Source organism: Pseudarthrobacter sp. Hb11 (assembly GCF_059383655.1).
On the sequence record NZ_JBWZCM010000018.1, the window covers coordinates 1 to 15,306 of the forward strand.

Annotated in this window: 15 protein-coding genes; 7 read left to right on the forward strand and 8 right to left on the reverse strand. The window is 64.6% G+C overall.

The annotated features are described in order from the left end of the window. Nucleotides 1–269: 269 nt before the first annotated feature. Both AC50X7_RS17500 and AC50X7_RS17505 read right to left on the reverse strand, forming a co-directional pair. Nucleotides 270–1,007, reverse strand: coding sequence for a hypothetical protein (locus tag AC50X7_RS17500; protein ID WP_494980169.1), 738 nt, complete (start codon nt 1,005–1,007; stop codon nt 270–272). A gap of 520 nt (nt 1,008–1,527) precedes the next feature. Further along, on the reverse strand, nt 1,528–2,382 hold the full coding sequence (locus tag AC50X7_RS17505) for an SAM-dependent methyltransferase (protein WP_494980170.1): 855 nt from the start codon (nt 2,380–2,382) through the stop codon (nt 1,528–1,530). A gap of 116 nt (nt 2,383–2,498) precedes the next feature. On the opposite strand from AC50X7_RS17505, the gene AC50X7_RS17510 reads away from it, so the two are divergent. Then, on the forward strand, nt 2,499–2,717 hold the full coding sequence (locus AC50X7_RS17510; protein WP_307097217.1) for a hypothetical protein: 219 nt from the start codon (nt 2,499–2,501) through the stop codon (nt 2,715–2,717). Between the two features lie 93 nt (nt 2,718–2,810). Here the strand turns inward: AC50X7_RS17510 and AC50X7_RS17515 are convergent, their stop codons facing one another. Genes AC50X7_RS17515 through AC50X7_RS17525 form a run of 3 tightly spaced genes read right to left on the reverse strand, consistent with a single transcriptional unit; the run spans nt 2,811 to nt 6,911 of the window. Next, entirely contained in the window at nt 2,811–5,162 is a 2,352-nt protein-coding gene (locus AC50X7_RS17515) for an FdhF/YdeP family oxidoreductase (RefSeq protein ID WP_494980171.1), read from the reverse strand. Between the two features lie 25 nt (nt 5,163–5,187). Next, on the reverse strand, nt 5,188–5,808 hold the full coding sequence (locus AC50X7_RS17520) for an MBL fold metallo-hydrolase (RefSeq protein ID WP_494980172.1): 621 nt from the start codon (nt 5,806–5,808) through the stop codon (nt 5,188–5,190). Further along, nucleotides 5,808–6,911, reverse strand: a complete 1,104-nt coding sequence (locus AC50X7_RS17525) for an S-(hydroxymethyl)mycothiol dehydrogenase (RefSeq protein WP_494980173.1) — start codon at nt 6,909–6,911, stop codon at nt 5,808–5,810. Before AC50X7_RS17525 ends, AC50X7_RS17520 begins: the two co-directional genes overlap by 1 nt. 476 nt (nt 6,912–7,387) lie before the next feature. Here AC50X7_RS17525 and AC50X7_RS17530 point away from each other — a divergent pair, with 476 nt between their 5' ends. The 5 genes from AC50X7_RS17530 (at nt 7,388) to AC50X7_RS17550 (ending at nt 11,570) form a co-directional block, all read left to right on the forward strand. Then, on the forward strand, nt 7,388–8,641 hold the full coding sequence (locus tag AC50X7_RS17530) for an aminopeptidase P family protein (protein ID WP_494980174.1): 1,254 nt from the start codon (nt 7,388–7,390) through the stop codon (nt 8,639–8,641). An 87-nt stretch (nt 8,642–8,728) separates the two neighbouring features. After that, entirely contained in the window at nt 8,729–9,538 is an 810-nt protein-coding gene (locus AC50X7_RS17535; protein WP_494980175.1) for an IclR family transcriptional regulator, read from the forward strand. Between the two features lie 9 nt (nt 9,539–9,547). Further along, nucleotides 9,548–10,366: an HAD family hydrolase gene (locus tag AC50X7_RS17540; protein ID WP_494980176.1), complete on the forward strand. Its 819-nt coding sequence runs from the start codon at nt 9,548–9,550 to the stop codon at nt 10,364–10,366. A gap of 98 nt (nt 10,367–10,464) precedes the next feature. Next, entirely contained in the window at nt 10,465–10,713 is a 249-nt protein-coding gene (locus AC50X7_RS17545) for a hypothetical protein (protein ID WP_494980177.1), read from the forward strand. Nucleotides 10,714–10,757: 44 nt separating this feature from the next. After that, the gene (locus AC50X7_RS17550; protein ID WP_494980178.1) at nt 10,758–11,570 is read left to right on the forward strand and encodes a glycerophosphodiester phosphodiesterase family protein; all 813 of its coding nucleotides are present in this window, start codon (nt 10,758–10,760) and stop codon (nt 11,568–11,570) included. Here AC50X7_RS17550 and AC50X7_RS17555 read toward each other — a convergent pair. After that, nucleotides 11,567–12,031 (reverse strand): hypothetical protein, encoded by a 465-nt coding sequence (locus tag AC50X7_RS17555; protein WP_494980179.1) that lies wholly within the window; start codon nt 12,029–12,031, stop codon nt 11,567–11,569. The two genes, AC50X7_RS17550 and AC50X7_RS17555, sit on opposite strands and share 4 nt — an antisense overlap. A gap of 138 nt (nt 12,032–12,169) precedes the next feature. On the opposite strand from AC50X7_RS17555, the gene AC50X7_RS17560 reads away from it, so the two are divergent. Continuing rightward, nucleotides 12,170–12,406: a DUF6480 family protein gene (locus tag AC50X7_RS17560; protein WP_494980180.1), complete on the forward strand. Its 237-nt coding sequence runs from the start codon at nt 12,170–12,172 to the stop codon at nt 12,404–12,406. A gap of 119 nt (nt 12,407–12,525) precedes the next feature. Here AC50X7_RS17560 and AC50X7_RS17565 read toward each other — a convergent pair whose 3' ends face one another. Both AC50X7_RS17565 and AC50X7_RS17570 read right to left on the reverse strand, forming a co-directional pair. Continuing rightward, entirely contained in the window at nt 12,526–13,590 is a 1,065-nt protein-coding gene (locus AC50X7_RS17565; protein WP_494980181.1) for an EAL domain-containing protein, read from the reverse strand. Between the two features lie 171 nt (nt 13,591–13,761). Next, nucleotides 13,762–15,294, reverse strand: coding sequence for a putative bifunctional diguanylate cyclase/phosphodiesterase (locus AC50X7_RS17570; protein WP_494980182.1), 1,533 nt, complete (start codon nt 15,292–15,294; stop codon nt 13,762–13,764). Nucleotides 15,295–15,306: the final 12 nt, after the last annotated feature.

Consider the following 15,306-nt stretch of genomic DNA (forward strand, 5'->3'; position numbering starts at 1 on the left):
TTGTCGTTGGGTGGGGCCTGCGGCCACGGCCTAAAACAGGGGCTTTTCGGTTTGGGAATTTCCCAAGCCGGCAGGCCTTCCCCGTGTCCGGACCCGGGACCTTCACTGTGCGGCTTATTCAACGCCAGCTTCAGGGGGCGGCATAGCTGGGCGATAATGCTGCTCCTTCGTTTAGAGGGTTTTTCTGACTTACGTGGTCAAATGCTATAGCTGGTTGCCCGGATAAATTCGAGAGCGGCTCTGAAACGGGCGCCCGAACGATGCATTTTTCAGCCTGCGGCGAGGGCTGCGTTGACGAGCTTGGCGAGTTCGGGTGCGTCGGCTGCGGTTACTGCACCCACGGTGCCGCTCTTCATAACGGTGACCGCCAGGTTCCCCTTAACTCCGAAAACGGTGAGATTGCAGACCTGTTTCTGCCCGCCTGGGGTGGTCTGAATGGTCAGTGCAGCCATCGACTTATCGGCCTGCACCGCTGCGTCCAGGGGTTTCAATTCGTTGGTGATCTTCTTCCCCTTCAACTCGATGGTGTACGTCGAGCAGTCATTCAGCGCCGCCGCGCTCTTCTCGAATTGGGCAGTCATCACCGAAGGGTCTTTGACCGCGAACACCGTCATCACCGTCGCCGTTTGAGCCTTCCCCGCCAGGCTCGCCCCGGCGGCGTAGGTGCTGCCCTCGGGAACCTGGGTGTTGTTATCAAATAGCACCCCGCAGGCCTCGGGCGTTATGACCGCGGTTTTGAGCATTTCCCGGGCTGCTATCAACCCCTGGTCGATCTGGGCGGCCGGGACCACGGACAGGGCATTCCCCTGGGCATCCTTGAGGCCGGCGACAATTGCATTGAGGTCCTCGTTGCTGTAAGCCTTAGCCGGCGCTGAGGCGGTCGTCGCGGAGGAGGACGCGGCCGCGGGCGGCGGGGTCGTGTTTGTTTGGTCCGACCCGCCGCAGCCTGTGAGGCTTATCGCCGCTGCTGCGATGGCAAGTGTCGCTGGTGCAATGCTTCGATTCATGAATGATTCCCGTCCCCTGGGGCCGGCCTGCCCGCGGGTTCCGCAGGCACGTCCCGGAATCACACCCTCAATGGTGGAGTGGCCGCACATTGAAGCTGCCAACCCGGCTGGCGCGATTGCTCAGAGCCTACGACTGGCGGGCAAACAGGCACCAGAGCCGCTGCTACCTGTCTTTCCCGGCACCTCTACCTGCCTGGCCGACCACCTCAACCCGATACGGCATCTGAGAACAGTTGTCCGCTGCGCGCCAGCCGGCGGTGAGCGTAGGAGGGGCAAGCATGCATCAGATGCAGTAATCACGACTTTGCTGGCACCCCTGCGGATCAAAGTCATGCGTATTCCTGCATCAGACCCCGAACTCAGAGTCGACAAGTGAAACCAAAGACGGTCGTTAGAGGGACACTTTACGGTTCTTGCCTGACGAGTTCGAGGACGTGGGCATGGGGCAGTCCCGTACTACCAGCATCGGAGTTGGTAGGGCTGGCGATCAGGCTGCCTTTTGCTGCATTGATTTGCCGGGTTAGCGTGGCTCCCCATTCTCCGTCGCCTTAGACAGCGTGAATATCCCATAGCGCATCGCACCAGTGCGGTAGGCCAGGATCAAGCGGGGGAAGCTCAAAACGAAGATGCGATTGCGTGCGCCAAGGGCGAGGCGACGGGTCTCGCGGTCCACGAGCAAGGCCTTCACAAGTCGACGGGCGCAGATCGTCCATGTGCGCGCGACGCGGCGGCTGACATCCTCATAGCCATCGATCGCAAAGCCCGCCGCCACTGCCATCGCCTCATAATCCTCGCGCGTGCCCATCGAGGGCAGGCGCCCTTCACGGCAGATCGGCTCGAGCAGGTGGCGAACCTTCCAACCGCTGGCATCAGTCTCGGCGAGCCATGCGCAGACGACGAAGCGGCCATTGGGCAATAGCACGCGATGCGCCTCGTCGAAGAACCTGGGCTTGTCGACCATGTGCTCGCTCGACTCGATCGCCCATGCGGCATTGGCCGAGGTATCGGGCACCCCGTTGACGAGCCAGTCGCGGAGATGGATGTCCACATCGGGTACGGGATGGGCGGCGGCGTAGTGGGCCTGCTCAGCTGAAAGCGTGAAGCCGGCGACGCGGACCTTGCGTTTCACCGCGAGTTGCCGTGCGGTGGAGCCATAGCCGCAGCCGATGTCAACGCACGCCTCGCCGGGCATAAGACGCAGCCGGTCAGCGACCGTGTCGACTAGCGCCTCGACGGCCTCGGCGGGCGTCTCGCGACCCGTTGCCCAGAGCCCGTGATGAACATGCTCGCCCCACACTCGACGATAGATCGGATCGAGCTCGTCGTAGTGATCCGCGACCGCCACGGCGTTCTGGGGAATATCGGGAACGATCACGCCATCACGTTACAACGCCAGCCCTTGCCATCGGAAGGTTTCAGCCCAAGACTCCATAGCTGCCATCACGCGCGGAACCCCTTGCGGCGGCAGGCCACTGATGCTTGGCTGGTGAAATGGTTGACGAAGAGGTTTCCAAAGACATTCCTGATGACGAGCACCTGCGGCAGGACGTTGCGCCAGATTCCGGGGGAGAAGCGCAGGACGCGCCGGACAGCGGTTTCACGCCGGGACAAACCAACGCCGGACAACAGGTGGGAGGGCTTGCTTCTGCCACCGGCTACGGCAAGGACCTGGATCCCGAAGCCCAGCCTGACGGAAACAACCCGGTGTAGGCGGAGATTCAAACAAAGTAACTAACGACGGCGACACTCGGCACACACCACCCGAATGCCGCCGTCGCTGTGTAACGGCAACGGCGTGGGGGACTAGACCGCCGCCGGCTCGAGCTCTCCGGCGGCCTCCACCTCGGTGGTTTCCGCGGGGTGGGGCACAAACCGGACAAACATGGCTTTGAAGCCGGGGGTGTTGGACTCGCGCGCCACGTTCTCCTTGTGGACCAGGGCGTTGGCTTCCGGGAAGTACGCGGCGGCGCAGCCCTTGGCGGTGGGGTAGGCCACGAGGCGGAACTTTTCGGCGTTACGGTCAACGCCGCGGAAGGTGCTGACCACGTCCACGAGGTCCCGGTCCTGGAAGCCGAGCTCTGCAAGGTCCTCCGGGTGCACCAGGATCACGCGGCGGCCGCCGGAAACGCCGCGGTAGCGGTCGTCCAGGCCGTAGAACGTGGTGTTGTACTGGTCGTGACTGCGGATGGTTTGAAGCACCAGGTGCCCCTCCGGCGGGGTCAGGTACTCCAGCGGGCTGACCGTAAAGCGCCCGCGCCCGATGTCTGTCTTGAACGAACGGGTGTCACGCGGCGGGTTGGGCAGCACGAAGCCGTTTTTGGTCCGGATCCGGGTGTTGAAGTCCTCGAAGCCGGGCAGGACGCGTTCGATGTGCTCGCGGATGACGTCGTAGTCCTCGGCCATGGCTTTCCAGTCCACCGAATGGTCCGGACCGAAGGTCGCCTCTGCCATCCGGGCCACGATGACCGGCTCGGCCAGCAGGTGCTCGGATACCGGCGTCAGCCTGCCCTGGGTGGAGTGGACCACGGACATGGAGTCCTCCACGGACAGGAACTGGGCGCCCTTGGGGTGCTTGTCATCCTTGTCCGTCCTGCCCAGGGTGGGGAGGATCAGCGAGGTGCGGCCGTGCACCACATGCGAACGGTTCGGTTTGGTGGAAATGTGCACGGTCAAGCCGATCCGCTGCATGCCGGCCTCGAGGGTTTCGGTGTCTGAGCAGGCCAGGGAGAAGTTGCCGCCCATGGACACAAAGACGTCCACCTCGTCGCGTTCGAAGGCCTCCATGGCTTCGACGGCGTCATGGCCGTGGTGCCGCGGGGAAGTGATTCCAAACTCGCCATCCAGTGCTTCGAGGAGCCATTCCTTTGGTTTTTCCCAGATGCCCATGGTCCGGTCGCCCTGGACGTTGGAGTGGCCTCGGACCGGGCAGGCTCCGGCGCCTGGCTTGCCGAAGTTGCCCTGCAGCAGCAGGACGTTCACCATTTCCTTGATGGTGTCCACCGAGTGCGGCTGCTGAGTGACGCCCAGGGCCCAGCAGAAGATGGTGGCCTTGGATTGGATCAGCATCCCGGCCACGGTCTCGATCTGTTCGCGGGACAGGCCGGTCGCCTTCTCGGTTTCCGCCCAGTCAAGCTCACCGCGGGCCTCGCGGTAGGCCTCGAATCCGTCCGTCTGCGCTTCTACGAAGGAATGGTCGACGACGGTGCCAGGGTTGCGTGCCTCCTCGGCCAGGAGGAGGTGGCCCAGCGCCTGGAACAGTGCCAGGTCACCGCCCACCTTGATCTGCAGGTATTCGTCGGCCAGCGGCGTTCCGCCGCCCACCACACCGGAGACCGTCTGGGGGTCCTTGAAGTTGAACAGTCCGGCCTCGGGCAGGGGATTGACCGCCACCACCTTGCCGCCCTTGTCCTTGCATTCCTTCAGCGCGGACAGCATCCGCGGGTGGTTGGTCCCCGGGTTCTGCCCGACGACGAAGATCAGCTCGGAATCGTGGATGTCATCCAGGGACACGGTCCCCTTGCCGATGCCGATGGTGGGGTTCAGTGCGGAGCCTGAGGACTCGTGGCACATGTTGGAGCAGTCCGGCAGGTTGTTGGTGCCCAGGGCACGGGCGAACAGCTGGTACATAAAGGCCGTCTCGTTCGCGGTGCGCCCGGAGGTGTAAAAGACACAACGGTCTGGAGTGCTGGCCCGGACATGCTCGCCGATCAGCTCGAAAGCCTCCGCCCAGGAGATCGGCGAATAGTGCGTTTCACCGTCCCGGATCACCACCGGTTCGCTGAGCCGGCCCTGGTTGCCCAGCCAGTACTCAGTCTTCGTTGCGAGTTCGGCAATGGAGTGCTTGGCCCAGAACTCGGCACCTACCGTGCGGAGGGTGTTTTCCTCGGCCACGGCCTTGGCGCCGTTTTCGCAGAACTCGGCCGCCTTGCGTTTCTTGTCCGACTCCGGCCAGGCACAGCCCGGGCAGTCGAACCCGCCCCGCTGGTTCAACCGCAGCAGCGACTGCGTCGTCCGCGTCACCCCGGCCTGGGCCACGGCGCGTTCCAGCGCCACCATCACGGCCTTCACGCCCGCCGCTTCCCTTTTCGGCTTGTGGACTTCGAGGTTGTCCTCATTGATGTCCGCCACGGGGGCGGGCTGCTTGCCGAACTTCATTGTTCCAACTTCCTTAGTTCACTGACTACTGCGAAACCTTCGCCAGCGTTTCCCGCTCGGCCTCGATCGTTGTGTTGTCGCCGTGCCCTGTACGGACCACGGTTTCGGGCGGCAGCGTCAGAAGCCGCTCGCGGATGGAGGTGAGGATGGTGGGGTAGTCGCTGTACGAGCGGCCGGTGGCGCCCGGGCCGCCGTTGAAGAGTGTGTCCCCGGTGAAGACCGTTCCTTCGCTTTCGAGGTAGAAGCAGGTGGAGCCGGGGGAGTGGCCGGGCGTGTGGATCGCCTGCAGCGTCGCGCCGCCCACTTCGAATACATCACCATCAGCCAGGGAACGGTCCGGCTTGAAACCCGGGTAGACCTGCTCCCACAGGATGTGGTCTTCCGGGTTCAGGTGGATCGGGGCTCCGACGGCGTCGGCTACCTCGCGGGCGGCACCGATGTGGTCGTTGTGCGCGTGCGTGAGCAGGATGGCCAGGACCTTCCGGCCCTTCACCTGGTTGATGATCGCGGCGGCGTCGTGCGGGGAGTCGATGATGACGCATTCCTCGTCGTTGCCCACGATCCAGACGTTGTTGTCCACGTCCCAGGTGCCGCCGTCGAGCGAAAATGTGCCCGAGGTGACCAGGTTCTCGATCTGGACGCCCATCAGGAAGCCACCGCCGGCTCGATCTCAACGACGGAACGCAGGACCTTGCCCTCGTGCATCCTGGCGAAGGCTTCTTCCACCTGCTCGATGGTGATGCGTTCGGTGACAAACGCGTCCAGGTCCAGGTTGCCCTGCTTGTAGTGCGCCACCAGCATGGGGAAGTCGCGGGAGGGCAGGCAGTCGCCGTACCAGGAGGACTTCAGCGACCCGCCCCGGCCAAAGACGTCCAGCAGGGGCAGCTCGAGCTGCATGTCCGGCGTCGGGACGCCCACCAGCACCACGCGGCCGGCGAGGTCTCGGGCGTAGAACGCCTGCTTGTACGTTTCGGGACGTCCGACGGCGTCAATCACCACGTCTGCGCCGTTGCCGTTGGTGAGGGCGCGGATGGCCTCGATCGGGTCTTCCTTGCTGGAGTCCACGCCGTGGGTGGCGCCCAGGGACTTGGCCATTTCCACCTTGTTCGCATCGATGTCCACGGCGATGATGGTGGTGGCGCCGGCCAGCCTGGCCCCGGCGATCGCGGCGATGCCCACGCCGCCACAGCCGATCACGGCCACGGATTCGCCGCGCTTGACCTCGCCGGTGTTGATGGCGGCACCGATGCCGGCCATCACGCCGCAGCCCAGCAGCCCGACGGCGGCAGCATCAACCTCGGGGTCGACTTTGGTGCACTGCCCTGCCGCCACGAGGGTCTTCTCAGCGAAAGCACCGATGCCCAGCGCGGGGGAGAGCTCCGTACCGTCCTCAAGGGTCATCTTCTGCGTGGCGTTGTGCGTGTTGAAGCAGTACTGCGGCTGGCCCTTGGCGCACGCCCGGCACTCACCGCAGACGGCACGCCAGTTCAGGATGACGCGGTCACCCGGGGCAACTTCGGTGACGCCCTCGCCAACGGCGCTGACCACACCCGTAGCCTCGTGGCCCAGCAGGATGGGGAAGTCGTCGGTGATTCCCCCCTGCTTGTAATGCAGGTCCGTGTGGCAGACGCCGCAGGTCAGGATGTCCACCAGAGCCTCGCCCGGACCCGGGTCCGGAACCAGGATGGTCTGCACTGACACCGGGGCGTTCTTTTCCTTGGCAATGACTGCCTTGACTTTGTGAACCATGAAACTGGTGTTCCTTTCCTAAGTCCCCGGACTCCTGGCTGCGGTAATCCGGGCAGGCCAACCGGCCCGGGTTCAACCTTCTCACTGCTGCCGCTCCCCAGCCCAGTGCGCTTTGGCCGCTCACGCCCTAATTGCGTAATGCACAACACGATGCACATAGCGCGTACTGGAAATATGTCAGCCGTCACAGCGCGTGTCAAGGGAGGCGCCGAGTACTACGCCCGCCCTTGTTTATATTCTCACGCGCTCGCGGCCGCACCTGCGCAACGCAATTCCTGTTAGCGCAACGGGCGGCAATTTTGCTTCAGCGTACGCATCCTTGCTGTGCCGCGCCGCCTTGCTGCGAAAATATGGCCACAGATACAACAAGCCCCATTGACCGTGGTGAAAATCACCCCTAGTCTGTTGCAACAGGGTTGCACCGATTGCAACCAACCCTCTTCTAGCTTCGTAGAACCCCAGAAAGGCCAACCACGATGACCATCACCACCGAGAACGCCACCACCGTCGCCGAACTGGAGCGCACGAAGGTCCTCAAGAACGGCGAAAAAGTCCGCCTCACCTTCTCTGACGCCGAGTTTGAGCGCAGGCTCGCCGGGCTCCGCCGCATCATGGAAGAAAAGGACCTCGACGCCGTCGTCCTCACCAGCTACCACTCCATCAAGTACTACTCCGACTTCCTGTTCACCACCTTCGGCCGCCCCTACGGCATGGTGGTCACCAAGGATGACACCGTCACCGTCACCGCCAATATCGACGCCGGGATGCCTTGGCGGCGGAGCTACGGTGACAACATCGTCTACACGGACTGGCGCCGCAACAACTACATCTTCGCCATCCAGGAAGTCCTGCGCACCCGCGGCATCAACCCCCGCCGTCTCGGCGTCGAGGACGACTCCCTGCCGCTGGACAACCGCAACAAGATCCAGGCCGCATTCCCCTCCGCAACCCTGGTGGACGTGGCGCAGGCAGCCATGCGCCAGCGCATGATCAAATCTGCCGAGGAAATCGAGGTCATCAAGCACGGAGCACGGATCGGTGACCTGGGCGGCGAAGCCATCCGCAACGCCATCACCGCCGGAATTTCCGAGTACGAGGTCGCCCTGATCGGCACCGAGGCCATGGTGCACGAGATCGCCCGGACCTTCCCCGACTCCGAAATCCGCGACACCTGGGTGTGGTTCCAGTCCGGCATCAACACCGACGGCGCGCACAATTGGGCCACCACCCGCAAGATCCAGGAACACGACATCCTGTCCCTGAACTGCTTCCCCATGACCTCCGGCTACTACACCGCCCTCGAGCGCACCCTGTTCTACGGCGAACCCGACGCCCGCTCCCTGGAGCTGTGGAACATCAACGTCGAAGTCCACAAGCGCGGCCTCGAACTCATCAAGCCGGGGGCGGTCTGCAAGGACATCGCCGCCGAACTCAACGAGATCTACGTCGGCCATGGCCTGCTGGCCAACCGCACCTTCGGCTACGGACACTCGTTCGGCGTCCTCAGCCACTACTACGGCCGGGAAGCCGGTCTGGAGCTTCGCGAGGACATCGATACCGTGCTCGAACCGGGCATGGTGGTGTCCATGGAACCGATGATCACGGTCCTGGACGGCCAGCCGGGCGCCGGCGGCTACCGCGAGCACGACATCCTGGTGGTGGGGGAGGACGGCGCGGAGAACATCACCAAGTTCCCGTTCGGTCCCGAGTACAACATCATCGGCGCCTAGTCTTTCAAACAGTGCCATACCTGGAAGCGGCGTCATCAATCCGGTGGCGCCGCTTCCGGCCGCCCTTAAGGAATGATGGGTAGCACCATGAGCGCAACAGAACCCGAGACCACAGGCAGCGGCGACAGCAAGGGCGCGTCCGTCATCGTCAACGCGATCGCCGTCCTCCGCACCTTCACGGCGGACGAGCCGCTCCTCGGGGTCACCGAGATCGCCAACCGCGTCGGGCTGCACAAAAGCACCGTCTCCAGGATCCTGGCCACCTTCGAGCAGGAACACCTGGTGGAACGGGACGCCGAGACCCGCCGCTTCCGGCTGGGACTCGGGTTGATTGCGGTGGCGGGACCCCTGCTGGCGGAGCTCGAGGAGCGGCGCGTTGCCTACCCGGTGCTGCGCGAACTGTCGGAGCAGACCGGCGAAACCAGCGCGCTCATGGTGTGGAGCGGGGACGAGTCCATCTGCGTGGAACAGATCGCCAGCCACCACCAGATCAAACACACCACCCCGCTCGGTGCCCGCTACAGCGACGCCCTCAGCGCTTCCGTGCAGGTGTTCCTCGCCCGGGAACCGGAACCCCGCGTCCGTTCCCTCCTCAGCAGCGGTGCCATCACCTACCCGGGCCTGGATGAGTCCAGCCTGGACGCCTACCTTGTCCGTCTGAAGGACGACCTCCGGCGCGGCTGGGCAATCAACTACGGGGAAACCTCCATTGACGAAGTGGGCCTGGCAGCGCCTGTCTACGACCACCGCGGCGAAGTGGTGGCCGCGGTCCTGATCCCGGCGCCCCGGTTCCGCGTATCCCAGGACCGGTTGCAGGCACTCGGTGAATCATGCGCCGCCGCGGCCGGGAAGGTCACAGCCCGCCTGGGCGGAAGGGTGCGCGGAACCGCCACGTAGACTGGCAGGATGCGGTTGGTGGCAAGTGACATAGACGGAACGATCCTCGGGCACGACGGAAAGATCAGTGACCGCACTGTCCGCGCCTTCCACGCCTGCCGGGACGCCGGCGTCGAGCTCGTTTTTGTCACCGGCCGGCCGCCGCGCTGGCTGCACCCCCTGCAGGACCAGCTCGGCCACGCCGGCACGGTCATCTGCTCCAACGGCGCCGTGGTCTGGGACCTCGAAGCCGAACAGCTTGTATCCGCCCGCACCCTCGCCATCAAGTCCGTGCTGGAGATCCGCCACATCATCAAGGAGCTCCGGCCGGGCGCCCTGTTTGCGGCGGAAACACTGACCGGATTCCACCTCGAACCCGGCTTCATCGAAAACGGGTCCAGCGAGCTGCTCTCCGAATTCACCCCGGCGCCGCTGGCCGAAACGCTCACCGCGGCTGACGCCGTCGTGAAGTTCCTGGCGATTGTCCGGGAGGGCAATCCCGACGACTTCCTGGCTGAGGTGCGGCCCGCCGTCGAACACCTGGCCGCCGCCACGCACTCCTCGCCCGGCGTGTCCATGCTGGAGCTGTGCCTTCCCGGCGTCAACAAGGCAGTGACGCTCGCCGAATATGCCGCCTCGCTGGGTATCGGCGCCGCCGATGTTGTGGCGTTCGGAGACATGCCCAACGACATCGAGATGCTCCGCTGGGCAGGCCACGGCTACGCAATGGCCAGCGGACATCCGGAAGCCATTCTCGCCGCAGGGCAGCAGGCACCCCATTTCGACGACGACGGCGTGGCCCAGGTTCTCGAGGCCCGCCTGGCGTCGCTGGGTGTCAAACTTCCCTGAGCTCAATTCACAGCTGACGCTCACCTTGCGTTCACTTCTTCTCTGTAGCGTGGAGTGCGGGGAGCCGAGACCTCCCCTTTTCGGGTCAAGGGGTAATGATGGCAAAGAACGTCAAGCACGACGCTGTTGATTCGCCGCTGCGCAGGGCAACCCCCGCGCCGCATTGGAAGCAGCTGCGTCAGGGCGACCGCGTCCGCGTGGTCTTCTCACCCGGATTCGAGGCCGGCGGCCTGGTGGACGCAATCACCGGGGACCACGCGGCAGTGTGGATCAACCTCGACGGCGGCCGTGGCCGCACCATGCTGCACTGCAGCGACGGCGTGGAGGTTCTTCCCGAAGAGGATTAGGGCCCGGCAAGTCCGGCGTTCGGGGACTCCGGTACGCTCGCAGGGTGAGTTTGCCGTTCTTCAGCAGCCCTGGTGCTGCTGGCCCCCAGCTGCCTGTCGCCATGGCCCACCGCGGGTTTTCCTACGACGGGCTGGAGAATTCAATGGCCGCGTTCCGTGCCGCAGTCGAACTCGGTTACCGGTACCTGGAAACCGACGTGCACACCACGGCGGACGGCGTGGTGCTCGTCTTGCATGATGACACACTGGACCGGGTGACGGACGGGACGGGGCGGGTTGCGAATCTCACCGCAGCCGAGGTGGCCCGCGCCCGTATTGATGGCCGCGAGCCCATCCCCACCTTCGAGGACCTGGTCACCGGGCTGCCCGGTGTCCGGCTGAACGTGGATGTCAAGGACTGGAACTCGGTCCGGAGCCTTGCTGCGGCGATCGAACGTCACCAAGCACACTCCCGCGTCCTGGTCACCAGCTTCTCGGACCGGCGACGGCGGGCGGTGCTGAAGCTGCTGAGCCGTCCGGTGGCGTCGTCGGCGGGGGTTGTCACGGTGGGCCTGTTCACGGCCCTGGGCCGGGTGCTGCCCGGACCAGTCTTCCGGTTGGTCCTCCGCCGCATCCTGCGTGACGTCCACGCGCTTCAGGTTCCCGTGCGGTACGGGCCGATTGAAGTGGTCACGCCCGGGTTTGTGCGTCGCGCTCACGCCCTGGGACTCGTGGTCCATGTGTGGACGGTCAATGATCCCGAGGAGATGCGCCGGCTGCTGCAGCTCGGAGTGGACGGGCTCGTGACCGACCGGGCGGACCTTCTCCGGGACGTGCTGCAGGAGCGCGGCGAGTGGCCTGACCCGGAGGTTTCCTAGCCCCGGCCGGTGCTGGTCGACGGGTCCTGGTCCCCTTCGGAAGGATCTGCGCGCAGTTCGTCCGGATCGCCGTCCGGCAGGCCTGCTGATCCCGGAACATCGCGCGGAACTCCTTCCGTGCCGCCCGATGGTGCAGAGGCGTTGCCGGTCAATCCGGTTGCATCCGCCCCGCTGCCACCTTGGACGCTGTGCGGCGTCCCGGCGTCTTCCCCTTCCTCGACGTCCCCGCCCAGGGGAGCTTCGGAAACCGGGCCCGGCGCCGCGCCCGTCTTCAAACCGGGAGCCTTTTGCTTCTCGGCTTCCATGGCGTTGGATCCCTCACTGAGGGAGGAGTGGACTTCCACGTCGTCGTTGGGATCCGAGGGGTCCGGAACATCCAGTTTCTCAGTGGGCTTGCTTGTTCCTGCTAAGTCCTCCATGGCGTTCTCTGCTGCCTTGCCGATGCTGTCGCCGATGCCCATGTGACTGCTCCTTCTGACATTGCCTGCCGGTGCCCCCAGTGGACTTCCGGAACATTACCTATCCAGAATTATCAGCATGCTTACAATTAGTCCAGAGCTGGGGCACCAGACCACGGCCGATCAGGAAGGGCGAGTACTGTGAGCAGCTACCATCCGGAAAACGACCCCGCGAACCCGGATCAGCCGGGCAAAGAGCAGCAGGCAACCAAGGAAGCTGGTGCAGGCCAGCAAAGCGGCCGGGACGCGGCCGGTTCAGCCAATCCGGACCCGGCGGCAGGCAACGTCACGGGGCTGGAACCCGGCGGGGGAGTACCGCCCGGGGAAACTCCACCCGCGGAGGACCAAATGAGCGCAGACCAAGGCCACGACGAATAGCCGGTCCGCAGCGGATAGCACCCGTCCACCAAGCCCGTTGGACCGCCCAAGCCCGTCGGACCGCCCAAGCCCGTTGGACCGCCGGTTACGCCGGAGGGTTCGACCGACAAAGCCGGGCGTCAGCGGGAATCGGTGGGCGGAGAAATCCGGCCGGACGTCTCAGGTCCGACCAGCTGGCGCTTCAGCCCGTCCAAGTCGACGCTGGTGTTCCAGCTTGACCAGTCCTGGGGCCGGACCGACGGCCTGCCCAGCAGGTAGCCCTGGCCCGCGCTGATCCCAAGCTCTGTCAGGACCTTCAGTTCGCCGACTGTCTCGATGCCCTCCGCCACTAGGGTGGTGCCGATCTGCTCGGCGAAGTCCACCAGGCAGGCAACCATGGCCCGCTGGATGCCGTCATTGTCCACATCACCGATGACGTTCCGGCCCACCTTCAGGAAGTCCGGCCGCAGATGCACCATCCGGCTCAGCGCGCCGGCCCCCGAGTGGGTATCGTCGACGGCGAGGCGCAGGCCCTTCTCGCGCAGCGGGTTGACCGCCGCGATGAACTGCGGGTACTCCTCGTCGCTGATGGTTTCCGTCAGTTCAAGCACCACGCGGCTGATGGGAAGGTCGATGTGCTGGAACAGTTCCGGCAGGCGCGGGTCCAGGCACGACGTGGGCGAAATGTTGAGCGAAACGTACAGATCCGCAGGAAGGTCCCTGGCCGCCGCAGCGGCGGATCCGAGGGCCGAAAACTCAAGGTTGGCGCCCAGGCCTACAGCCGCCGCCTCCGCGAACCACAGTTCCGCGGCGGCGCCGTCATCGCTGACGAACCGGGACAGTGCCTCGACCCCCACCACAGTTTCTTCGGAGAGTCCGTAGATGGGCTGGAATGCCGTCATCAGCATCTGGCTCTCGAGCAACGCGCTGATGCGTGACATGCTGCGGATCGCATCGAGTTGTTCAGCGAGTTTCGGTGGCATGGCGGCCGGTTCGAGGCGCATTTTCCGGGCGCTGTCCAGCGTTTCCACGGTATTGGCATCGCTGCGCCGCGTTTCCAGGAGGTACTCCAGCAAAGCCCTTTCGGGCACGCCGGGATTCTCATCAAGGCTGTTGCTAAGTCGCTGCCGGACAGCGGCCCCGGAAGGATCCGGATCCGCCAGCACAGCGGCGATGATTCCCCACGCCTGTACACGAACCGACATTAGCTACGCCCCCAGTTGACGAAGTAATGACCCATTGGCCCTTTTTTGTTCAATTTCCAACCGCTTCTAAAGTTCTATGCTGCTGGCAGGCCGCGATACTCACGGCGACGAAAAACAGACCCAGCACGATGATCGTATATCGGGGCGAACAAAAGCGCAGTAGTTTTTTGCTTACTGCTTCGCGCTTTCCGGCTGGGCCGCGAGCAATCCGGGAACCTCGTCGGGCGGGACCGGCCGGCTGAAGTAGTAGCCCTGGGCGCTGAGGCACCCCAGTCCGCGGAGTATTTCGGCCTGCTCCGCCGTCTCGACGCCTTCCCAGACAGCCTCCAGGCCGCACGCGCGCACGAGTTGCAGGACAGCAGCCACCAGGGCGGGCTGGCTGGGGTCGGTGCCGAGGCCGGAGATAAGGGAACGGTCCACCTTCACCCGGTCCACCGGCAGTCGGCGCAGGTAGCTGATGGATGAGTAACCGGTTCCGAAGTCGTCGATCTCGATCCCCACGCCAAGGCCGCGCAGCCCGCCGAGCGAGTAGCGGTCCAGTTCGTTGCCCTTGACGATGGCCACTTCCGTCAGTTCCAGGACCACCTGCTCCGGCCGGACTTTGGTTTCCTTCAGGACATTCCGCACATCTTCGATGAACTGCAGGCTTTGCAGGTCGGTGGCGGAGATATTGATTCGGACGGAAAAGTGGCTGTCCACGAGGGATGCGGCAATCCATTGCCGGAGCTGGCGCACTGCCGTGCGAAGCACCCACAAGCCAAGCTCGGAGATCAGGCCGGCATCCTCGGCCAGTGGAATGAACTCATCCGGCATGATGAGTCCGCGCGTCGGGTGGTTCCAGCGGACCAGGGCCTCCACGCCTTCGATCCGGCTGGAGCTAAGTTCCACCACGGGCTGGTAATGCAGGGTCAGTCCGTCGCTCTTGATCGCCGCCCGGAGATCCTCCACCAGTTGGCTGCGGAGCCTGCGGACCAGAAGGAGGCCTGGCTCGAACCGGTGGAGCCTGTTCTGGCCTTCCGCCTTGGAGGCGTACATGGCGACGTCGGCCTCCATCAGCATGTCCTCGGGGGTCTGGCCGGTTCCGCCGACGCTTAGCCCGATGCTCGCGCCGCAGCGCACGCTTCGCCCCGGCAGCTCAATCGGTTCGCTGAGGGCCGCAAGGATGCGGTGCCCCACGATGGCTGCCTGGTCTGAGGAGACTGCCGGCATCACGATCGCGAATTCGTCCCCACCAAGGCGTGCGACGACGTCCGTGGCGCGCACTGCGCCGCGGATCCGTTCCCCCACAGTGATCAGGACGTTGTCCCCGGCGGTGTGGCCCAGGCTGTCGTTGATGGATTTGAAGGCATCGAGGTCGAGCAGCAGGATGACGGGCCCTTCACCGGCATCGTCGTTGTCAATGGCCGCGCGTAAAGCCTCGAGGAGCGCCGAGCGGTTTGCCAGTCCGGTCAGCGGGTCCTGCATGGCCATCTTTTGCATTTCCAAGTGGGCCTCGTGCAGCAGCTGGGTGCGCACCTGCACGCGCTGTTCGAGTTCCTCGTAAATTATCTGCAGGTCCTCGGCCAGGAGGTTGGTGCCCATGATGATGGCGTCGAGCTCATCGCGGGCGTCGGATACCTCGATCCGGGAGCTGAGGTCCCCAGACGCCAGCCGGACAATGCCCTCCAGCAGTTGGGAGAGCCGGGGGTCGTTGTCAGCAAACATCGGTCCTCCTTC